We start from the raw sequence: 20,644 nt of genomic DNA, 5'->3' as shown, positions 1-20,644 counted from the left end.
ACACTTATGGATAATCGCGGGCCGCGCTCGGCGCTGCTGGAGAGTCAACGCTGGCTGGAGTATGCCTTCCAGCCTGCCGGTCAGCCGGCACCGGCCGCTGCGGCGTACGGACAGCAGCGGCACAGCGCAAAAGTGGTGCTGGCCGGACAAAAACGGCCGCCGAAAAGTTGTGAATCCGATGGTGTGATCAGTGACGATCATCAGCCGGTTGCGGTTTACACCGCTGACTGTCTGCCGGTGCTGTTTGCCGATGTGAAAATGCATCAGGTGGCGGCGGTGCATGCCGGCTTGCAGGGTACGCTCGGCGGCGTGCTGAGCAGTGCCCTCGATCAGCTGCTGGCGGGTGGCGCGACGCCGGCATCCCTGCTGGTGGCGATCGGTCCGGCGATCGGCCCGTGCTGCTATGAGCTGGGCGTTGATCGCATCGCACAGATGCAGCAGCGCCCGGACCTGCCGACGCTAAGCTGGTCACAGCAACAGCCGCATAATCCGCAGGCAATCCGACCTCAGGCGCGGGCGCATCATCAGGGAGTATGGTTTGATTTGCCTCTGCTGGCGCAGGGCCTGCTGTTACAGCGTGGCATCCCGGCGGCACAGATCGAACAACTGGCTGTGTGTACTTATTGCATGGCGGAGGCGGGATCGAGCTATCGCTATAACCCCCATTTTGACAGCGGCTATCAGTCACGTTTCTCGTGGATTCGCCGCCGCGCGTAAGCACGCTTCACCTCCCTGTGAAGCGCGGGCCTTAGTGGATGATGGCGTTAAGGGCCAGCACACCGGCGAGGCCGAGGATGGAGATCAGCGTTTCCATTACTGTCCAGGTTTTCAGAGTTTCAACCACGCTCAGGTTGAAATAGCCTTTGAACAGCCAGAAACCCGGATCGTTAACGTGCGAGGCGATCACGCTGCCTGAACCGACCGCCAGCACCATCAGCGCCGGATCGGTATGGGTAGCGGCAATGTTCGGCGTCACGATGCCGGCGGTCGTGATCGCCGCGACCGTGGCCGATCCCAGCGCGATGCGCAGCATTGCCGACACCGTCCAGCACATCAGCAGCGGTGACAGCGACGATCCTTTCATCAGATCGGCGATATAGTTACCGACACCGCTATCGACCAGCACCTGCTTAAAGGCGCCGCCGCCGGCAATGATAAAGAAGATCATGGCGATGGCGGCAATCGAATCGCCACACATATCCATCACCTGCTCCATTTTGCGCCCGTTGCGCAGACCGAGGGTAAACACCGCAATTACCACGGCGATAAACAGCGCCACCGCCAGGTTGCCGATAAATTTAAAGAACTGGCGCAGCGCATTCTCTTTCGGCATCGTCAGTTCGCAGACTGCCGCAATCGCCATCAGTACCACCGGAATCACCGCAGCAAAGATGCTGATAAAGAAACCCGGCATCTCCTCTTCGGTGAAAATTTTAGGGTTATACAGCCCTTCCGGCGACGACTTTTCGAAGCTTTTGAGGAATTTTGAAAAAATCGGGCCGGCAATGATCACCGTCGGGATGGTAATGATCAAGCCGTACAGCAGCGTGGTTACGAGATTGGCACCAAAGATGGTGGCAATGGCGGTTGGACCGGGATGCGGCGGCAGGAAGCAGTGCGTCACCGACAGCGCTGCCACCATCGGCACGCCGACGTACAGCAGCGGCAGTCCGGCCGCCGCAACGATGGTGAACACCAGCGGCAGCAGCAGCACAAAGCCGACTTCGTAAAACATCGCCAGACCGACGATCAGCCCGGTTACCACCAGCGCCCACTGCAGCCGCTGTTTACCGAACGCGGCAACCAGCGTGGTGGCCACCCGCTGGGCAGCGCCGGTATCGGACACCAGCCGCCCGAGCATGGCACCAAAGCCGAGGATCATCGCCAGGCCGCCGAGCGTGGAACCAATACCTTTCTGAATCGAGGCCATCACATTGAGCGGCGTCATGCCTTCGGCGATACCTACCACCGCCGAGACAAACACCAACGCAATGAAGCCGTTGACCTTGAAGACAATCATCAGAACCAGCAGCAGTATCACACCCAGCACAATTATGGTTATTGGCATTTTTTATTATCCTTAGGAAGACAGAGGGGGGTTTAAGGTTTAGGCGCGCGCCGGCAATTACGCCAGCCGCGCCACGGCATTACACGGCGACGCGCATACCGCCATCAACAAACAACAGATGGCCATTGACGAAATCAGATGCGCCCGACGCCAGGAACACCGCCGCGCCAATCAGCTCTTCCGGCTTGCCCCAGCGTGCGGCCGGTGTACGTTTGGTCAGCCAGCCGGTGAAAGCCGGATCGTCAGCCAGCGTCTGGGTCATCTCGGTGACGAAATAGCCCGGCGCAATGGCGTTAACCTGAATATTGTGGCGCGCCAGCTCCACGCACATGCCGCGCGTCAGCATGGTGACCGCGCCCTTGGAGGCGGCATACGGCGTAATGGTGTCACGCCCCAGTTCGCTCTGCATCGAGCCGATATTGATGATTTTTCCGCGCTGACGCTGCACCATTCTTTTCGCCACGGTTTGTGACACCAGAAACACCGCTGTCTGGTTGACGGCAATCACGTCGTTCCAGTCCTGCTCGGGAAACTCGAGAAACGGCCGGCGGCGCTGAATGCCAGCATTGTTCACCAGGATATCAATCGCGCCCCACTGACTTTCAATCTCCTCCACCGCCTGCTGAACCTGCGCCGACTGCGTGATGTCAAAGGCTTTCGCCCGCGCGTGATAACCCAGCTCGCACAGTTTCGCCGCGCCCTGCTCTGCGCCGCCCTCGGTGGTGGCATTGATGATCACTTCCGCGCCCGCCTCCGCCAGACCGCGCGCCAGCAGAAAACCGATGCCGCGCGCCGAACCGGTGAGCAGCACACGCTTGCCCGCTAGGAAAAATAGCTGACTCATACTGACCCCCTTAAAACGTTAACTGGACTTTCGCCGCCCGGGTTTTATCACCGGCAAACTGCAGCGCCGCGTCGATATCCTGTAAGTCATATTCTCCGCTGAACAGCGGCAGCGGATTGACCACGCCGCGTGCCAGCCAGTCAACCGCCGTGTTGAATTCGTGGGTGAAACGGAAAGAACCGACCAGATTGATCTCTTTGGCGATCAGCGTCATCAGCGGGAAATCCGGAATCGTGCCGCCCATGCCAACCTGTACCAGCGTGCCTTTAGCGCATACCACGTCGAGACAGCGCTGCAGCGAAGACGGATGGCCGGAAGCCTCGAAAGCGACATCGAAGAAGCCTTTATCTGCAAGGTATGGCGTGAAATCACCGTCAGCAGCGTGGATCACGCCGGTCGCACCCATCTGCTGCGCCAGGCTGAGCGAGCGTTCGCTGATATCGCTGCAAATAATCTCCGCGGCTCCGCGGGCTTTGGCAGCGGCGGCAATCAGACAGCCAATCGGCCCGACGCCGGAAATAAACACGGTTTTGCCGCTCAGATCGCCCGCCTGCTGCGTGGCGTGGATGCACACGGCCAGCGGTTCAGCAAACACCATCACGCTGTCATCGGCCTCCTGCTGGAACGGCACGCACTGCGCGCTATCGACCACTTTGTATTGCGTGAAGCCGCCATCCACGTGCGGCAGATACATGGCGCTGCCGAAAAAGCGCATTGAGGTGCACTGATTATGCTGCTCGCGCAAACAGTATTTACAGCTGCCGCACGGCTTTGAGGGATTGACCGCCACTTTCTGGTTGGGCTGGAGCTGTGGATCGTCGTTCTCCACGACGTAGCCGATCACTTCATGGCCGAGGATCACCGGCATCTTCACTTCGAAGCTGCCGACTTTACCTTCCTGATAGTAGTGTAGATCGGACCCGCAGATGCCGCCGCGGGTGATGCGCACCAGCGTGCCGGTGCCGTCCCACTGCACCTGCTGCTTGCGACGCTGACTTGTTTTTTGCCGGTAATGACGCAGGATTGCGTTTCGATGTTCATCGTAGCCCCTTCAGTGCTGTAGCAATGGGGGCTATCACAGCGGGATACGGCCGGCGAAACTGTGGCGAACATCACTCAAAGCGATGTTACAAAACGGCTGTTACCGGGAACGTGATGCAGAGAGGCGGAAAAGCAGACGGCGGCCATCCCTGACCGCCTTAAAGAAGGATTAGCTACCCGACATCAGGTCGTGGCTGTATTTGAACAATTCCGAATCCGAGCGCAGGCCGAGCTTTTTCAGCGCCGACGGCTTTTGTCCGCTCACGGTTTTGCGGCTGCGTTTAAACTTCACGGCAATTTGCGACACGCTGAGGCCATCCAGAAAACAGCGCACCACTTCTACTTCGCGCGGACTGAGCGTTTTGACCTTCTCATACATATTGCCTTTGCTGGAGAGATCGAGGTTTTCGTTGATGGCGTCTTCATTCATCACGTAGAGGTTTTCCACCTCGTACGCCACTTCCTGCGACAGGAATAGCCGCCCCTGCGCTACCTGACGAATAGCTTGGACGATCTCCTGCATATTGTGGCTTTTTCCAATAAAGCCTTTAACGCCGGCGCTCAGCACCATTTTGACAATCGCCGGACTCTCCATTGACGATGAGATCAAAATCTTTTGCTGCGGATAGTGATTTCGCAGCTGTTTCACTAGGGCCAGGCCATCCAGTTCACGCTCGCCCAGCAAAAAATCCAGCACCAGCACATCCACCGTGGTGCTGCGCAGCTGACTAAACAGTTCATTACTTGAAGACCAGGTCCCGACCAGATGAATATCGGGTTCGTGTTTCAGGCATAACTCGAAAACGGTACGAACCATCGGGTGATCATCAAGGACAGCGACACGCACCTGTTTATTATATGCATATACCATTCTTTTATTCCTTTATTACAGTCTCAATTTTGTCCAGTACTGATAATCACACCAGTGAAAATGACCTGAAAGTATGCGCTGACCGCTGCCGGGAAAATCGCTTGCAACGGTTAAAACCAAACGTCACCAGGTTAACAAAAATTAGAATTTTGCTTACACGTTTAACTTATTACCGCTATTTAAAAGGTAGTTTTACCGGATTAATGGACAGCAGCGGTTAGCGGTTCCGGAAAAACTGCGAAAATTCTGACATAACTCTGCGAAAGGACCACATAAGAATTGTCTTGAAAGGTAATTTTATGGATAAAGCGTTGAAATTTTTGAAATCAAAGCAAAAGCAATATCTAAAAAAAGCTGCGAATGTTAATAATAAGTTAAACATTCGAGAATGGTCGCAAAATATCCTTAATGCGGCATTAGATCAGGCAGGCGGGAAAAATCTCTTTATACTCCTTTTCCCTTATCGGCATTAATGACTTTATTTTCTTCAGGAACGCACGGTGTTTAATCCTGTTAATTTCATCCGTCTGGCGGGCGTGGTCCTGTTTATTTTTTTTGGCGGCGCGCTGCAAGCGGAGGTCAAACCTTTGCAGCTTTTAGCACGTTACGATACCGCACAGCCCGCGCTGCAGCTGGCGGAGCCCATCTCTTCTGCCTTTCGAAATAAAGTGATTAAAGCCGCGGTGGCCGGTAAAGCGCAGCCACCGATATATATGGATACCGATACGCGCCGCTTTGAAGGCCTGAGCGCCGACTACCTGTCGCTGATTCAAAGCATGCTGGAGACCAGCATTGAGCTTTATCACTTCCCCAGTCATAGCGCCGCGCAGCAGGCGGTGCTGAAGGGCGAAATGCATATGCTGGCGATTTACGTCGCCCAGCCGTCGTCACAGCCGCAGCCGCTGCTGTGGTCATCGCCCCGTGGATGCTGGATTACAGCGTGATGGGGCTGAAGACCGACAGCGACCTTTTTCTCAATAACGGCCTGCCCGAGCAAATTGCGTGGTCAGGCACGCCGCTGCAGCGCCAGTACCTGGAAGAGACATACGAAAACGCGCAGCTGGTGCGTTTCCCGGGCTACTATGATGCCGTCGCCGCCACTGTATATGGGTCAGACGGCGCGCGTCTGGGGAAACGCGGCGACGCTGACGCACCTCAATCGCTATCTGTTTGCCAACGCGCTCACTATTCTGAGCCGACGAGCATACGATCCCGCTCAACGTCGGATTTGGCATCAGTCCGTTGTATCCTGCGCTGGCCGACGCCATCAACCAGGCGCTGCCGCAGATTCCGCTGTCTATCCGCATGCAGATTGCCAAACGCTGGCAGCTCGATCCCCATCATGTACTGCAACGCAATCCGCTGGCGCTGACCGCCGACGAAGAGCAGTGGCTGCAAAACAACATTCACATCGAGACTACATTGCCGCTGGCGCAGGCACCGCTCAGCAGTCGGACGCCAGCAGAGCAGTTTCGCGGCATGGCGCCGGACGTGATGGAGCTGATCACCAGCCAGACCGGCCTGAATTTTGTGGCGCACGCCAGTCATGAATACCCCGGCGGACGTCCTCTGCCAAAGCTGTTTCCGCTGGAAATTCTGGAACCACAGTTCGAAGCACAACCGGCTCTGATTACGCGTCCGTGGCTGGTGTCGCATTGGGTGATCATCCGCAATCAGCAGCCGGGAAACATCATGGCGCGCGACACCTTTCCGTTTGGTTCGGCGCTGATGCTAAAAAATTCGCTAATGGAAAGCTAGCTGCAGGAGCACTATCCGCACCTGTCGGTCAGCGATACCGATCGTCCGCTGGATGCGCTGCGCCAGCTGCTGGCGCGCAAGGTCGATGCGGTGATCGTGCCGAAAATTTTTGCCGACTATCACCTGCGCAACCATTTTGGTAGCGGGCTGATCGTCGAGGGTACGCTGGGCGCCGACCCCGCGCGCTTTGTGATGCGCGTAGAGCCAGGCAATGAGACGCTGATCAGTATTCTTGATAAAGCGCTGCTGGCCATCCCGCCGGAAACACTGTTTAAGCTGATGGCGCAGTGGCGTCAGGCAGAGCCGCCGTTTCTCAGCAGCTTGTGGCAGAATTACAAGCAAACGATTCTGCTGATCGTTTCGGTATCGCTGGGATTGATTTTGCTGATCCTGCTGTGGAACCACCATCTGCGCAAAGTGATTCAGCAGCGTATGCAGGCAGAGAATGCGCTGAAAAACCAGCTCAATTTCACCCACACGCTGTTTAATGACTCGCCGGTGGCAATGTATATCCGCGATAAGCAAACGCGGCTGGTGGACTGTAATAATGCCTATCTGCGCTTTTTGCACATCAAACGCGACGAGGTAATCGGCAAACGACTGTCGGACGTGTTCAACACCAATAACGCCAGCATTCATACCATCGAAGATGGTTACCAGCAGACGCTGCAGGATGGTGAAGCGGTAATGCGCGACGTCCAGCTGATGTTTGGCCAGCAGGCCTTTCATCTGTAGCACTGGACGCTGCCGTTTCGCGATCGGTTGGGGGAAGTTGCCGGGGTGATCGGCGGCTGGGTCGATGTCACCGAACGTAACGCGCTGCTGCAGGAGCTGCAGCTGGCCAAGGACACCGCAGACAAAGCCAACCGATCCAAAAGTGAGTTTCTCGCCAGCATGAGCCATGAGATCCGCACGCCGCTGTACGCCATCATTGGTTTGCTGGAGCTGGAAACCCGCTCGCAGTCGTGTGAGACGCTGTCAGAGAATATTCGCGTCGCCTACAGCTCGGCGCGCGCTGCTGTCGCTGATCGGCGATATCCTCGATCTGTCGAAGATCGAATCTGGCCAGTATCAACCCAGGCCGGAAACCGTCTATCTGCCGGATGTTATCGATCAGGCGGTGACGCTGTTTCGCAACAAGGCCGAGAGCAAAGGGATCGATCTGCGCGTGGAGATGGACATCACGGCCTACTGGGTACAGACCGATCCGCTGATGATCAACCAGATCCTGTCTAACCTGTTGAGTAACGCCATTAAATTTACCGATCGCGGCAGCGTAACCGTGGTGCTGATGCAGGGGATTGGCCAGGAAGAGGAAGGTTGTGAGTTCGTCATAGAAGTGAGCGATGACGGCTGCGGCATGACCGAGGAGCAGCAGCAGGCGATTTTTGAGCCATTTGTCCAGGTCGGTGAACGTCAGCAGCAGCAGATTGGCACCGGTCTTGGCCTGAGCATCTGCCGCAATCTGGCAGAGCTGCTGGATGGCGAACTGATTGTGGAAAGTACGCCAGGTGAAGGATCGGTGTTCTCCTTCTACTTCCGCTCGCCGGCCGGCGAACCGCGCGATCAAACCCAACCGCATCTGTCACAGCCGCTGGTCACCGACAAGCTGTCAGTGCTGGTGATTGATGATCATGCACCCAATCGTCTGCTGCTGGGCAAACAGCTGGAGCTGGCGGGCCATCAGGTGGTGGTGAGCGAAAGCGCCGTCGAAGCGCTGAAGCTGTGGCAGCAGGATCCGCTGCGCTTTGACTTGATCATTACCGACTGCAATATGCCCGGCATGAACGGGTTTGAATTTGCCCAAGCGCTGCGCCAGCATGAACGCCACCATCATCTGCCGCCGATCACGCTATACGGCCTGACCGCCTCCGCCGAGCAGCACATCATGCAGCGCTGCCTGCAGGCTGGCATGAACGACTGTCTATTCAAGCCGCTTAATCTGGATACGTTGCTGGCGCAAATCACCCACTGTCCGCGCCGCACGCCAGGCACGCCGCACGCGCCTGACAGCGAGGCAGCCAGCGTGACCGGGCAACCTGCTGCCGACATGCCCGCCGCCGCTCTGCCGGCCCCTGTGGCGGTTCCGACTTTTGCGCTGCTGCTGATGCAACTGGCTGAGCGCGATCCCGCCAGCGGCATCACTCTGCTGGAGAGTATTCGCACCAGCCACGATGAATTGCTGGCGGCGCTGCAGCAAACCACTGATGCTCACGCGCTGTCACAGCTTGGCCATAAGCTGAAAGGCGGCGCCAGCATTCTCAACGCCAGCGCACTGATGGAGCTGGGGCGTAAGCTGGAGAAACACCAGCAGGAAGGACACGATGTCGCGCAACTGATTGCCGCCATCGCGTGCGAGATAAACACCGTCAATGAAACATTAATTATCTTTGAACAATATCGGCTGAAAAATCAGCGGGTTTTATAAAAAAATAATCTTATCAAGACATTTCTCTGTTCGCCGGGATAAGCCGCCAGACATAATGTCCGCCAGCGCCATCATATCGGTGTCGTAAAAGGGAGATCTATGTTTAATGCAAAAATTCTCATCGTTGATGAGCATCGCCTTGTTGCGGCTGGGGTGCAGGCTTTATTATTAATGAATGGCTTTAATTGTGTCACTACAGCAAACACAATTAATGATGGTATTGACGATGTTATTCATCAGCACATCGACATCCTGATTTCAAAGAAAAAAATGGCATCGCCTTTTTACGCGATATCGTAAAATCTAAAACTTGGATGAAAGTCGTTCTGCTCAGTCAGAGCAGTAACAATCACCTGCTTATACAATCGCTTAGTCAGGGCGCTAACGGCTTCGTGTCGAAATACGATCCGATTCAGACGCTGATCGCCGCCATTGGCTGCGTATTTAACAATGTAAATTATCTGCCAGGCGATATTCTTGACCGGCGCCAGCGCTATGTAAATGAACAGGATATGCTGTCGCGCCTGACCGAGCGGGAAACGCTTATTTTACGTCAACTGGCGCAGGGAAAATCCAATAAAATCATTGCCTGTGAATTAGGATTAAATAACAAAACCATCAGTACTTATAAAACTAAAATTTTTCAAAAGCTCGAATCAAAGAATCTGGTCGATATTATCGAACTGGCACGGCGAAATGGTGCCTGCTAAAGCCAAAATCAAGACCAGTCTTGCGGATTAATTCGACTGAGACATGGCATCATCACCTCGTCCTCACCCGGGATTGTTATAGAGATTGAGTCATACAGGAATTTATAACCACAGAGCTAATTTATTAACCCAATCTTCATGCCATTACAGGGCGCGCAGGTTTCTTCCCGTGCCTGGCGAAAGTGGTCCGATACTTTCGTCAGCGACTTGCCGCCCTGCTTTTTTTTAATGTTTCTCACAGGCTGAGCGCCACAAATTTCCAGCCCGCACTTTTCCCGCTAGAGTTCACTCATCCGACCACTCACTGAGTAAGTGATCATGACTGAGCGTTATCCGCATCTGTTTGCCCCGCTGGATCTGGGCTTTACGCAACTGAAAAACTGTTTCCTGATGGGCTCAATGCACACCGGTCTGGAAGAGCATGCCGATGGCGCACAGCGCCTCGCTGCCTTCTACGCCGAGCGCGCCCGGGAAGGCGTTGCGCTGATTGTGACCGGCGGCATCGCGCCTAATGCGCAGGGCGTGGTGGCGCAGGGCGGAGCCATGCTCACAGACGAAACCCAGTGCGGCTGGCACCGCCAGATAACCGATGCGGTACATGCACAGGGGGGCAAAATTGCGCTGCAGATCCTGCACGCCGGGCGCTACAGTTATCAGCGCGATCTGGTGGCGCCCTCGGCGCTACAGGCGCCCATCAACCCGTTTACACCGCAGGCACTGAGCGAAGCGCAGATTGAACAAACCATCGCTGATTTCGCACGCTGCGCCCGGCTGGCGCAGCAGGCCGGTTACGACGGTGTCGAAATCATGGGTTCCGAAGGCTACCTGATTAATCAGTTCTTGGTCGCCCATACCAATCAGCGCGACGACGGCTGGGGCGGTGATGTGGCGCGGCGGCAGCGCTTTGCACTGGAAGTGACGCAGGCGGTGCGCGCCGCCGTCGGTGAAGCCTTCATCATTATTTTTCGCCTGTCGATGCTCGACCTGGTGAATAACGGCAGCTCGCTGCAGGAGACGCTGCGGCTCGCCACGGCGCTGGCGCAGGTGCTGGCCGCACGCGGCAAAGCCGTGCGGCTGATCGGCGGTGCCGACGTCGCGCAGGAGCTGGATGCACGGCGCGCCATTGCTCAGGCCACTGAGCTGGCGCTCAGCCTGTGATTAACGCAGCTTGACCGAACGCAGCACCACAAATTTGGCATTAGAGGCCACCAGCTCGCAATTGCCAAACAGCTTCTTCATTTTCTGATGATAGCCAAGGTGGCGGTTGCCGACGATGCGCAGCTCGCCGCCATACTGCAGACAGCGTTTGGCGTCACGCAGCATCTGCCACGCTAGGTGGTCGGTCACCGCGTGCTGCTGATGGAACGGCGGATTGCACAGCACCGCATGCAGCCGGTCCGACGGAAAACCGCTCAGCACGTTGTTAACCCGAAACTGGCAGCACGCCAGATCCTGTGGTCGGTTCAGCTCAACGTTGAGCTGGCTGGAGGCCACCGCCATGTAGGATTCATCGACGAACAGCACCTCGGCCTGCGGATTCTGTTCCAGCGCCTGCAGGCCAATCACGCCGTTACCGCAGCCGAGATCGACGATTTCGCCCTCAATATCGTGCGGCAGATGTTGCAGAAAGAAGCGCGCCAATATCCAGTGCAGCGCGGGCGAACACATTGGCGTGGTTGTGGATGTGATACGGCGTCTCGTCGAGCGGCCACACGGTGGTCGCCGGCACGTCCGCCAGCGCCGGGGCGCTGAAATGGCTGTAAATCAGACGCGCTTTTTTCCACGCCAGCGAAGTTTTGCTCTCACCGAGAATGCGTTCAAACAGCTGTAGCGTGGAATTATGGATATCTTTGGCTTTGCCCGCCGCCAGAATAAGGGGATCCGGCGTGACGACCGTCCGCAGCGCGCGCAGCTGGTGCTCAAGCAGCGCCAGCGCTTTGGGCAGCTTAATCAGTACCGCCGCCTGGGCAGCCGGCAACGGCGCCAGGCTGTCAAGAAAATGTACCGACGCTTCGTCCAGACCGTTGAGACGCAGATTCTGCCGGGCGGCCTGCTGGCTGAGCCACGAGTCGCTGACGTGCCAGATTTCCCGATCGCTCAGCCCGCAGGTCAGCGCGCCAAAGCTGTCATTGAATACCAGCACCGGGCCTGCCGGCAGCGCCTGCTGCAGCAAATATTCATCTGCGGCGTCCCACGCCTGTAGCGGGCTCTCTTCGCGCATCGGCGGGAAGCGCTGAAGCGTCAGCGTGCGATCGGTCAGTTCAAGTTGGCTCATGGAATCTCCGGCGTGGTACACTTTGCGCGATTTTCGCCCTGAAAAGGGGGCGCAGTATACTGTCTTTCGTCGGGAATCCCAATGTCATTAATTTATCTGCAGGGTTACCCTGAAAACATCCTCGAGCAGGTGCAAGTGCTGATTGATAATCAGCGATTAGCCGCCTTTTTGCAGCAGCGCTATCCCGATACGCACGACGTCGTCAGCGACCGCGCGCTTTATGACTACACGCAGGCGCTGAAAAACCGCTATATGCGCAGCGCGCCGCCGGTAAGCAAGGTCATCTGGGATAATAAAATCAAAGTGATGAAGCATGCACTTGGCCTGCATACCGCCATTTCCCGCGTACAGGGCGGTAAGCTGAAAGCCAAGGCCGAAATTCGCATCTCGACCTTTTTCCGCCTTGCGCCGGAACCCTTTCTGCGCATGATCGTGGTGCACGAACTGGCGCACCTGAAAGAGAAAGATCACAGCAAAGCCTTTTATCAACTGTGCTGCCACATGGAGCCGGACTACCACCAGCTGGAGTTCGACGCGCGCCTGGGGATGACCGAACAGGCGCTGCGCGGCAACGCGGCCTAAAGAAACTCCTGCGCTTTCTGGATCAGACTGGTTTTGGTCAATGCGCCGAGGAAGCGACGCTCCTGCGCATTATTCAGCGCCGGTAAACGCTCCAGCGTTACGCGCGCAAACGCCTCCCAGCCTTCGCGCATGCTCTGGTGCTGGTAAATGCAGGGGAAATTATCATCCATCACGCTACTGACCGGCGAATCCAGCGTGATCTCCTGTGCCAGTACTTTTCGCGAAATGTCATGAATTGATACTACGCCAAGAAACTGACCCGCCTGATTAATGACGTAGACGTAGCGCTCGCGCTTGAGTGAACTCACCGCCAGCGCCTGCCCGACCGATTCCGCCGGCTGCAGCGCCGCGCCGGGGATGATCAGCTGATCAACCCGCATATTATCAAAATCATATTTCGCTTCTGAACGATTAAGGTGATGGCTTACCACCGGATAGGTGCTGGCGGACTGCAGCCGGTAGACCAGCATTGACGCCAGCACCGAGGCGATAATCAGCGGAATCAGCCGCTGTAGCGCAGAGATACCAAACGCAATTTCCGCGACAAAAATCGCGGACGCCAGCGGGGCGTGATACACCGACGACAGACCGGCGGCGGCCGCCATCGCGACGATGTCGCTGTTGCGCATATTGAGGGACGCTGGCAGCCAGTGCCCCAGCAGGCTGCCGCTCAGCGCCGACAGCTGGACCATCGGCCCCTCTTTACCAATCGACGCCCCGCTGCCGATACTGGCAATCGACGACAGCGCGCGAAACAGCGAGGTCTGGTAGGCACCGCATCCAGCCGCGCGTTAATCACTTCAAGGTAATCGGTTTTCACCGTCTCCTGCTGCTCAATCGCCACCGCGTAGCGCAGGAACCAGCCGGCCAGCAGCCCGCCCGCGCCCACCAGCAACGGCCAGAAGATCCACGGCCAGACGTGCATCGCGACCGTGATTTCGCTGTCGCTGTGAAACAGCAGATGATTGATGAGATCGATGATGCCGCGAAACGCCAGCGTGACCAGTGAGGCCACCAGGCCCACCGGAATGGCGATCAGCAGTGTGGTCCAGTTCCGTGCGTGTTTGCTTCCGCTCACCCGGCGTCCCCGCATGTCGGTTAAAAAAGGGTTTGGCATCATCATATTGGAATGCGGATCGCAGGATCAAATTTCGCCTGCCTGCGCCGCGAGGGAACATGCTACTCTGCCGCTTTCAGAGTGCAGGAGAGCTAGCCGTGATACGTTTTGCCATTGTGGGAACCAACTGGATCACCCGCCAGTTTATCGACGCCGCGCACGAGAGCGGCAAAATGAAACTGAGCGCCGTCTATTCACGCAGCCAGCAGCAGGCCGACGCCTTTGTCGCGGATTATCCCTGTCCGCTGACCTTTACCTCACTGGAGGCGCTGGCGGCAAGTTCGGAAATCGACGCGGTGTATATCGCCAGCCCCAATGCGCTGCACTGTGAGCAAGCGCTGCTGTTAATGTCGCACGGCAAACACGTCATCTGCGAAAAACCGCTGGCCTCTAACCTGCGTGAAGCTGAGGCGATGATTGCCTGTGCGCGTCAGCATCAGGTGGTACTGTTTGAGGCGTTCAAAACCGCCAGTCTGCCGACGTTCCTGCGCCTGCAACAGGCGCTGCCGCAGCTGGGCACGCTGCGCAAAGCGCTGTTCAACTATTGTCAGTACTCGTCACGCTATCAGCCCTATCTCGACGGTGAGAACCCGAATACCTTTAACCCGCGCTGGTCCAACGGTTCGATCATGGATATTGGCTACTACTGTCTCGCCGCTGCCGTTACCCTGTGGGGCGCGCCGCAGCAGGTTAAAGCTGAGGCCTCGCTGCTGGCAAGTGGCGTCGATGCGCACGGCGTGGTAGTGCTGGACTACGGCGATTTCGACGTCACGCTGCTGCACTCAAAAATCAGTGATTCACTGATTCCCAGCGAAATCCAGGGCGAAGCCGGCTCGCTGGTGATAGAGAAAATTTCTGAGTGTCAGCAGCTGCGCCTGATTCCGCGCGGCGGCGAGAGCCAGAACCTGACGCAGCCACAGCACATCAATACTATGCTGTATGAAGCAGAGACCTTTGCCCGGCTGGTGGAAACGCGCCAGATGGAGCACCCTGCGCTGGAGGTGTCACGCATTACCGCCCGGTTGCTGACAGAGATTCGTCGCCAGACCGGCGTGGTGTTTCCGGCGGATCGGAAGGAAGTGTAAATATTGCAAAATATTACAGCTCCCCCATTGAATCTGGTCGCGGTTGCACGTATGCTGGCCCAGCAAAGGGGAATAACTTGTAAGCTGACCGATCGTCATTACGATGCGTAGCGCATCCGGTCGTCAGGCAACCCGGAATTGATTCTGTGTTGTAAGTGAGACCTTGCCGGAAGGCGAGGTTTGCTTGCAGCTCTATAAAGCGGCTGACGTCTTCTGACTCAGCCGTTTTTCATTTTCAGGACAGGATACGACTATGCACTATGTAGGCACACCGTTACTCTGGGGCAGCTTCGCTGTCGTCGTGCTCATCATGCTGGCGATCGATCTCTTCTTACAGGGACGACGCGGCGCACAAACCATGTCATTCAAGCAAGCTGCCGTCTGGTCGCTGGTGTGGATCTCCGTTTCTCTGCTGTTTGCCGCCGCGTTCTGGTGGTATCTCGACGGCAGCGCCGGGCGCGAAGTCGCAACCGCGCAAACCCTAGCTTTCCTGACGGGTTACGTACTGGAAAAAGCGCTGGCGGTCGATAACGTCTTCGTCTGGCTGATGCTGTTCAGCTACTTCGCCATTCCGTCTAATTTGCAGCGCCGCGTGCTGATTTACGGCGTGCTGGGCGCGATTGTACTGCGTACCATCATGATCTTTGCCGGCAGCTGGCTGGTCACACAGTTCAGCTGGATCCTCTACATCTTCGGCGCTTTCCTGCTGTTTACCGGCATCAAAATGGCCTTCGCTAAAGACGGCGATGACGCTGCCGTCGGCGATAAGCCGGTGGTGCGCTGGCTGCGTAAGCATCTGCGCATGACCGATGAACTGCACGGTGAAAAGTTCTTCACCCGCAAAAACGGCGTGCTGTTTGCCACACCGCTGCTGCTGGTGCTGATTATGGTGGAGCTGAGCGATGTTATTTTCGCTGTCGACAGTATTCCGGCTATTTTTGCCGTCACTACCGACCCGTTCATCGTGCTGACCTCTAACCTGTTCGCCATCCTTGGCCTGCGCGCTATGTACTTCCTGTTGGCCAACGTGGCAGAGCGCTTCTCGATGCTGAAGTACGGTCTGGCGATCGTGCTGGTGTTTATCGGTATCAAGATGCTGATCGTCGAGTTCTACCATATTCCGGTGGCGATCTCGCTGACGGTGGTCGGCGTGATTCTCGGTGGTACGCTGCTGATTAACGCTTGGGTAAACCACAGAAACGACCAGAAATGCATCTCACAATAATCTTCTGCAGGGGCGCTAATCGCCCCTGCTTTGTTTCGCCAGCGCCAACCTTCGCGTTTCATATCTCTGTCACACTTCCCATCATCAGCAGATCAAAAAACCGATCTGGCGCGCACCGGCAGAATTATATCTTTTCTCGTCAGCTCTTTTCCTTATACTCCGCCGGGCAAACCGTTTGGCGCGGAGCAACCGCGCACAACACTCATACCGCGATAAAAAGACCGTAATATGCTAATAATCTTCTTCAACTGCTGGGTGCGCTGTTCTCAAGAAGCTTGGTAAAACAAATCATGATCGGCCTGATTGCCGGCGTGGCGCTGGCGTGGCTTTCACGCGATGCCGCGCTGGCCGTGGACCTGCTGGGTGAACTGTTCGTGCGCGCGCTGAAAGCCGTAGCACCGCTGCTGGTACTGGTGCTGGTGATCTCTTCCATTGCCAACCATCAGCAGGGGCAAAAAACCAATATTCGCCCGATCATCATGCTGTACCTGCTCAGTACCTTCTTCGCGGCGGTGGTCGCGGTGATTTTCAGCCATCTGCTCCCACAGACGCTGTCGATGGACGTCGGCGCGACCGAAATTACCCCGCCGTCCGGCATCACCGAAGTGCTGCACGGCCTGCTGATGAGCAGGGTCGCCAATCCGATTGAAGCGCTGATGAACGCCAACTACATTGGCATTCTGGTGTGGGCGATTGGTCTTGGCCTGGCGTTTCGTCATGCCAGCCCGAGCAGCAAAGCCTTCCTGAATGACGCGTCGAATGCCGCGACCTGGGTGGTGCGCTGTGTGATTCGCTGCGCGCCGCTGGGCATTTTTGGCCTGGTGGCATCGATTCTGACCTCAACCGGCTTCGGCGCGCTGTGGCAATATGCCCACCTGCTGACGCTGCTGATTGGCTGCATGCTGATTATGGCGCTGGTGGTCAACCCGATGCTGGTGTTTCAGAAAATCCGCCGCAATCCTTATCCGCTGGTGTTTACCTGCCTGCGCGAAAGCGGCGTAACGGCGTTCTTTACCCGCAGCTCGGCCGCGAATATTCCGGTCAACATGGCGCTGGCCAAACGCCTGAATCTGGATGAAGACACTTATTCAGTATCGATTCGGCTGGGCGCAACCATCAGCATGGCGGGCGCGTCAATCACCATTACCGTACTGACGCTGGCTGCGGTGCACACGCTGGGCATTGCGGTGGATGTGCCCACCGCTATTCTGCTGAGCCTTGTCGCCTCGCTGTGTGCCTGTGGCGCGTCCGGTGTGGCGGGCGGTTCGCTGCTGCTGCTGCTGATTCCGGTTGCCTGCAACATGTTTGGCATTCCTAACGATCTGGTGATGCAGGTGGTTGCGGTCGGTTTTATCATCGGCGTACTGCAGGATTCCGCCGAAACCGCGCTGAACTCCTCGACCGACATTCTGTTTACCGCAGCCGTATGTCAGGCAGAAGCGGAACGTCAGACGCGTACCGCCGGTTAACCCGCGTCGCGGCACACACCGGTGCCGCGATTTAACCGCTGCCACTTTAAAGCGTCACGCCACTCTTGAAGATCGCCAGCTCGCGGAAATCATTGACTTCATTGCGCGCCGGCTGGCCGTTCGCAATCGCCACAATAGTTTCAACAAACTCCGCTAACAGCGCCTCCATGCAGGTGCCCTCCAGCAGCCGTCCGGCATTGAAATCAATCCAGTGCGGCTTTTTCTCCGCCAGCGGCGTATTGGTGGCGATTTTCACGGTGGGCACGAAGCCGCCGTACGGTGTGCCGCGCCCGGTGGTAAACAGCACCATATGGCAGCCAGCTCCGGCCAGCGCGCTGGTGGCGACCGCATCGTTACCGGGCGCGCTGAGTAAATTGAGCCCCGGCGTGCGCAGCCGCTCACCGTATTTCAGCACATCCACCACCTGACTCTGCCCGGCTTTTTGCGTACAGCCAAGCGACGTCTCCTCCAGCGTGGTGATGCCGCCCGCCTTGTTCCCTGGCGATGGATTTTCATAAATCGGCTGCTGATGATCGATAAAGTAGCGCTTGAAGTCGTTAATCATCGCCACCGTTTTGTCAAAAATCGCCGCATCGCGGCAGCGGCTCATCAGGATGCGCTCGGCACCAAACATCTCCGGTACTTCGGTCAGCACCGTCGTGCCGCCGTTGGCGATCATCTGGTCAGAGAAACAGCCGAGCAGCGGATTGGCGGTGATGCCGGAAAAGCCGTCCGAGCCACCGCATTCGAGACCAAACTTCAGCTCGCTCAGTTTGCCCGGCTGGCGGCGGTCGTGACGCATCACGTTGTACAGCGCATGCAACCGCTGCAGGCCCGCTTCCACTTCATCATCCTGCTTCTGACACTCCATAAACTGCACGCGCTGGCTGTCAAAGCCGCCCAGCGTGTCGCGAAATATATCGACCTGATTGTTTTCGCAGCCGAGTCCAATCACCAGCACCGCGCCGGCATTGGGATGACGCACCATATTTTGCAGCATGGTGCGCGTATTTTCATGATTTTGCCCCAGCTGTGAACAGCCGAAGGGATGACTGAACAAGGTGCACGCCGTCGATGCCGGCCGCGTCGTCACTCTCCCTAAGAAAGCGTGACACAATCTGCCGGGCGATGCCGTTCACGCAGCCGACGGTCGGCAAAATCCACAGCTCGTTACGAATGCCAACCTCGCCCGTGGCGCGACGATAGATCTGCACCTCACGATCCGCCGCCTGCGGTGGCAGCGTGAGGTGTTCCGGCTGATAGTGATAGTCATCGACATCGCTCAGATTGGTGCGCGCGTTGCTGGAGTGAATCAGCTCGCCGACTGCGACAGGCTGGGTGGCATGCGCGATTGGCAGTCCATATTTGATCACCCGTTCACCGACGCTGAGCGGTTGCAGCGCAAACTTATGGCCGCGCCCAATATCCTGATGCAGCGTAATCCGCTGTCCTGCGACGATAACCTGGGTGCCGGCCGCCAGATCCTGCAGCGCGACGGCGACGTTGTCGCGTGAATGTATTTGGATTGCCTGTTGCATCGCGTTATCTCAGTTGGCTAAGGGCCGTCCGCATGCCGTGGACGAGAATGTTGTGCAGCTGCTGGCTGACCGCCGGGACCAGGCCGGGCCGTTGCGTTAAATCTTCGCCCCAGTGCTGCGCGTCGCTCAGTACGGCGCTCACCAGCTGCTGCGGGGTGAGTTGATCGGTGAGGACCGCAGGCCACAGCCGGGCAAAACGCTGCAGCCAGTGCGCGTCATCCTGCAGCGGCCACTGCCGGTCATCCTGCTGGCCGCGATAAAACGCCAGCAGCGCGGCAAAGGCAAAGGTGAGGCGCGGCGGCCAGTCGCCACGCTGCTGCTGCTGCGCCTGTAACAGCGCCGGCAGCAGGCGTGTGCGGAATTTGGTCATGCCGTTGAGCGCAATCGCCAGCAGCGCATGGTGAATAAACGGATTGCGAAAGCGGCGCTGCACCGCATCCGCAAAGGCGTGCAACTCGTCACGCGGCAAATCCAGCGTCGGTATCACCTCTTCACGCAGCAGGGCGTCGACAAAAGCGGCCAGCTGCGCATCGTTCATTGCCTCGCCCACGCTCGCCAGCCCGGCCTGAAACGCCACCGGCACCAGCGCAGTGTGCGCCCCGTTGAGGATCGCCACCTTCTGCGCTTTGTACGGCGTGATGTCATCCACCCGCCTGACGGCAGGCGCCAGCGCCGTCAGCTGCAGCTCGTGCATCAGCGCATCCGGTCCCTGAAGCACCAGCTGGTAGTCGCGCTCCCCGGCCACCAGATAGCGGTCGTCATAGCCCAGTTGGGCTGCAATCTGTGCGCCATCCGGCGGATAGCCGCTGACAATGCGATCTACCAGCGTGTTGTAAAAGGCGCAGTGCTGCGTCACCCACTGCGCAAAGGCCGCTGGCAGCTGCCACTGCTGGCAATAACGCAGCACTAACGCGCGCAGCGTGTCGCCGTTATGGTCGATCAGCTCACACGGCACGATCAGCCAGCCTTTATCGGCGGCACCGGCAAAGTGCTGATAACGCGCCCACAGCAGCTGCGTCAGTTTGCCGGGAAACGACGACGCGGGTTGATCCTCCAGCCGATCCTGTTCGGCATACACGATGCCGGCCTCGGTGGTGTTGGAGTTGAGAGCAATGTGGCCGAATTTGCCGCCACGCAGATCCGTCCACAGGACATCGTGGCGCTGCTGGCAATTCAGGAAAAAGCCCGGCAGGAAGATCACGCGCGCGATTCGAGATGGGACATGGAGTTTCACGTGCGCATTGCTCAGGCCACCCAAAACAGCGCGCTGGCCGCCATCGTAGAGAAAATGTGGCGGCACCGGCTGCATAATCCTTACTGGCTCAAGCTGCACGAACACATTGACGCACGCCATATCACCAGCTGGTGCGACGATCATGATCAGATTTTAAAAGCGCTGATGCGCAAAGATCCCGCCGCCAGCAAACTGGCGATGTGGCAGCATCTGGAAAATACTAAACAGATGCTGTTCGACGCCACCGCCGATGATTTCGAATTCAACGTCGACCGCTACATGTTCGCAGAAAATCCGGTGATCCTGCCCTGAAGCCGCAATGGCAGAAAACGCTGCATTTTCAGGCTAAAAAGTCAGTTAATCTACAATAGTGTCAGCTCGTGTAAAGCTCCTTTTGAC

General features: G+C 57.3%; 16 protein-coding genes and 7 pseudogenes. 15 read left to right on the top strand and 8 right to left on the bottom strand.

All coding sequences use genetic code 11. The features are described from left to right. Nucleotides 1–6 precede the first annotated feature (6 nt). Nucleotides 7–717, top strand: coding sequence for a purine nucleoside phosphorylase YfiH/LACC1 family protein (locus AC6I8M_RS06130; RefSeq protein WP_058948826.1), 711 nt, complete (start codon nt 7–9; stop codon nt 715–717). A gap of 31 nt (nt 718–748) precedes the next feature. Here the strand turns inward: AC6I8M_RS06130 and AC6I8M_RS06125 are convergent, their stop codons facing one another. The 4 genes and pseudogenes from AC6I8M_RS06125 to AC6I8M_RS06110 all read right to left on the bottom strand — a co-directional run bounded on the left by AC6I8M_RS06125 (nt 749) and on the right by AC6I8M_RS06110 (nt 4,824). Then, nucleotides 749–2,068: a gluconate:H+ symporter gene (locus tag AC6I8M_RS06125; protein ID WP_498013707.1), complete on the bottom strand. Its 1,320-nt coding sequence runs from the start codon at nt 2,066–2,068 to the stop codon at nt 749–751. A gap of 79 nt (nt 2,069–2,147) precedes the next feature. Beyond that, nucleotides 2,148–2,912, bottom strand: a complete 765-nt coding sequence (idnO, locus tag AC6I8M_RS06120; protein ID WP_010618822.1) for a gluconate 5-dehydrogenase — start codon at nt 2,910–2,912, stop codon at nt 2,148–2,150. Nucleotides 2,913–2,922: 10 nt separating this feature from the next. Continuing rightward, nucleotides 2,923–3,953 (bottom strand): annotated as a pseudogene (idnD, locus tag AC6I8M_RS06115) (L-idonate 5-dehydrogenase). A 169-nt stretch (nt 3,954–4,122) separates the two neighbouring features. Continuing rightward, complete coding sequence (locus tag AC6I8M_RS06110; protein WP_010618820.1) at nt 4,123–4,824, bottom strand: response regulator; 702 nt, start codon at nt 4,822–4,824, stop codon at nt 4,123–4,125. 299 nt (nt 4,825–5,123) lie between these two features. Here AC6I8M_RS06110 and AC6I8M_RS06105 point away from each other — a divergent pair, with 299 nt between their 5' ends. The 9 genes and pseudogenes from AC6I8M_RS06105 to AC6I8M_RS06065 form a co-directional block, all read left to right on the top strand. Further along, nucleotides 5,124–5,297 carry a hypothetical protein gene (locus tag AC6I8M_RS06105; RefSeq protein ID WP_010618819.1) on the top strand — a complete coding sequence of 58 codons (174 nt, stop codon included), beginning with the start codon at nt 5,124–5,126 and terminating at the stop codon, nt 5,295–5,297. A gap of 27 nt (nt 5,298–5,324) precedes the next feature. Next, the gene (locus tag AC6I8M_RS06100; protein WP_498013706.1) at nt 5,325–5,768 is read left to right on the top strand and encodes a type 2 periplasmic-binding domain-containing protein; all 444 of its coding nucleotides are present in this window, start codon (nt 5,325–5,327) and stop codon (nt 5,766–5,768) included. Between the two features lie 298 nt (nt 5,769–6,066). Then, nucleotides 6,067–6,582, top strand: a complete 516-nt coding sequence (locus AC6I8M_RS06095) for a PAS (RefSeq protein ID WP_010618817.1) — start codon at nt 6,067–6,069, stop codon at nt 6,580–6,582. 90 nt (nt 6,583–6,672) lie between these two features. Continuing rightward, on the top strand, nt 6,673–7,317 hold the full coding sequence (locus tag AC6I8M_RS06090; RefSeq protein ID WP_010618816.1) for a PAS domain-containing protein: 645 nt from the start codon (nt 6,673–6,675) through the stop codon (nt 7,315–7,317). A gap of 159 nt (nt 7,318–7,476) precedes the next feature. Beyond that, nucleotides 7,477–7,536 (top strand): annotated as a pseudogene (locus AC6I8M_RS06085) (histidine kinase dimerization/phospho-acceptor domain-containing protein); the annotation flags it as partial. A 13-nt stretch (nt 7,537–7,549) separates the two neighbouring features. Continuing rightward, a complete protein-coding gene (locus AC6I8M_RS06080; protein WP_010618815.1) occupies nt 7,550–9,010 on the top strand; it encodes an ATP-binding protein in 1,461 nt (486 codons plus the stop codon). Between the two features lie 99 nt (nt 9,011–9,109). Next, complete coding sequence (locus AC6I8M_RS06075; protein WP_318285149.1) at nt 9,110–9,310, top strand: helix-turn-helix domain-containing protein; 201 nt, start codon at nt 9,110–9,112, stop codon at nt 9,308–9,310. A gap of 14 nt (nt 9,311–9,324) precedes the next feature. Continuing rightward, on the top strand, nt 9,325–9,720 hold the full coding sequence (locus tag AC6I8M_RS06070) for a LuxR C-terminal-related transcriptional regulator (protein ID WP_318285150.1): 396 nt from the start codon (nt 9,325–9,327) through the stop codon (nt 9,718–9,720). Between the two features lie 318 nt (nt 9,721–10,038). Next, nucleotides 10,039–10,758: pseudogene (locus AC6I8M_RS06065) on the top strand (oxidoreductase); the annotation flags it as partial. Nucleotides 10,759–10,878: 120 nt separating this feature from the next. On the opposite strand, the pseudogene rlmG reads toward AC6I8M_RS06065, so the two are convergent. Then, nucleotides 10,879–11,995, bottom strand: a pseudogene (rlmG, locus tag AC6I8M_RS06060) (23S rRNA (guanine(1835)-N(2))-methyltransferase RlmG). Nucleotides 11,996–12,076: 81 nt separating this feature from the next. On the opposite strand from rlmG, the gene AC6I8M_RS06055 reads away from it, so the two are divergent. Beyond that, a complete protein-coding gene (locus AC6I8M_RS06055) occupies nt 12,077–12,577 on the top strand; it encodes a M48 family metallopeptidase (RefSeq protein ID WP_498013705.1) in 501 nt (166 codons plus the stop codon). On the opposite strand, the pseudogene AC6I8M_RS06050 reads toward AC6I8M_RS06055, so the two are convergent. Beyond that, nucleotides 12,574–13,655 (bottom strand): annotated as a pseudogene (locus tag AC6I8M_RS06050) (CBS domain-containing protein). The gene AC6I8M_RS06055 and the pseudogene AC6I8M_RS06050 sit on opposite strands and share 4 nt — an antisense overlap. A gap of 137 nt (nt 13,656–13,792) precedes the next feature. On the opposite strand from AC6I8M_RS06050, the gene AC6I8M_RS06045 reads away from it, so the two are divergent. The 3 genes from AC6I8M_RS06045 (at nt 13,793) to sstT (ending at nt 17,473) form a co-directional block, all read left to right on the top strand. Continuing rightward, the gene (locus AC6I8M_RS06045; RefSeq protein WP_010618811.1) at nt 13,793–14,779 is read left to right on the top strand and encodes a Gfo/Idh/MocA family protein; all 987 of its coding nucleotides are present in this window, start codon (nt 13,793–13,795) and stop codon (nt 14,777–14,779) included. A gap of 253 nt (nt 14,780–15,032) precedes the next feature. After that, the gene (locus tag AC6I8M_RS06040; protein ID WP_010618810.1) at nt 15,033–16,004 is read left to right on the top strand and encodes a TerC family protein; all 972 of its coding nucleotides are present in this window, start codon (nt 15,033–15,035) and stop codon (nt 16,002–16,004) included. Between the two features lie 248 nt (nt 16,005–16,252). Then, nucleotides 16,253–17,473 (top strand): serine/threonine transporter SstT, encoded by a 1,221-nt coding sequence (sstT, locus tag AC6I8M_RS06035; RefSeq protein ID WP_498013794.1) that lies wholly within the window; start codon nt 16,253–16,255, stop codon nt 17,471–17,473. A 46-nt stretch (nt 17,474–17,519) separates the two neighbouring features. On the opposite strand, the pseudogene AC6I8M_RS06030 reads toward sstT, so the two are convergent. Both AC6I8M_RS06030 and AC6I8M_RS06025 read right to left on the bottom strand, forming a co-directional pair. Further along, nucleotides 17,520–19,011 (bottom strand): annotated as a pseudogene (locus AC6I8M_RS06030) (UxaA family hydrolase). A 4-nt stretch (nt 19,012–19,015) separates the two neighbouring features. Further along, nucleotides 19,016–20,212, bottom strand: a complete 1,197-nt coding sequence (locus AC6I8M_RS06025) for a tagaturonate reductase (RefSeq protein ID WP_010618808.1) — start codon at nt 20,210–20,212, stop codon at nt 19,016–19,018. On the opposite strand from AC6I8M_RS06025, the pseudogene AC6I8M_RS06020 reads away from it, so the two are divergent. Continuing rightward, nucleotides 20,114–20,557 (top strand): annotated as a pseudogene (locus AC6I8M_RS06020) (FCD domain-containing protein); the annotation flags it as partial. The gene AC6I8M_RS06025 and the pseudogene AC6I8M_RS06020 sit on opposite strands and share 99 nt — an antisense overlap. Between the last annotated feature and the right edge of the window lie 87 nt (nt 20,558–20,644).

The organism is Type-A symbiont of Plautia stali, from assembly GCF_059731155.1.
Note: the sequence above shows the minus strand (reverse complement) of the source record. Positions and strands in the feature narration are given on the sequence as shown.

Excerpts from the sequence above, each read along its gene's own strand:
- AC6I8M_RS06125 (WP_498013707.1), bottom strand. The coding sequence starts at position 2,068 with ATGCCAATAACCATAATTGTGCTGGGTGTGATACTGCTGCTGGTTCTG.
- AC6I8M_RS06130 (WP_058948826.1), top strand. The coding sequence starts at position 7 with ATGGATAATCGCGGGCCGCGCTCGGCGCTGCTGGAGAGTCAACGCTGG.
- AC6I8M_RS06110 (WP_010618820.1), bottom strand. The coding sequence starts at position 4,824 with ATGGTATATGCATATAATAAACAGGTGCGTGTCGCTGTCCTTGATGAT.
- AC6I8M_RS06105 (WP_010618819.1), top strand. The coding sequence starts at position 5,124 with ATGGATAAAGCGTTGAAATTTTTGAAATCAAAGCAAAAGCAATATCTA.
- AC6I8M_RS06075 (WP_318285149.1), top strand. The coding sequence starts at position 9,110 with ATGTTTAATGCAAAAATTCTCATCGTTGATGAGCATCGCCTTGTTGCG.
- AC6I8M_RS06070 (WP_318285150.1), top strand. The coding sequence starts at position 9,325 with ATGAAAGTCGTTCTGCTCAGTCAGAGCAGTAACAATCACCTGCTTATA.
- idnO (WP_010618822.1), bottom strand. The coding sequence starts at position 2,912 with ATGAGTCAGCTATTTTTCCTAGCGGGCAAGCGTGTGCTGCTCACCGGT.
- AC6I8M_RS06055 (WP_498013705.1), top strand. The coding sequence starts at position 12,077 with ATGTCATTAATTTATCTGCAGGGTTACCCTGAAAACATCCTCGAGCAG.
- AC6I8M_RS06040 (WP_010618810.1), top strand. The coding sequence starts at position 15,033 with ATGCACTATGTAGGCACACCGTTACTCTGGGGCAGCTTCGCTGTCGTC.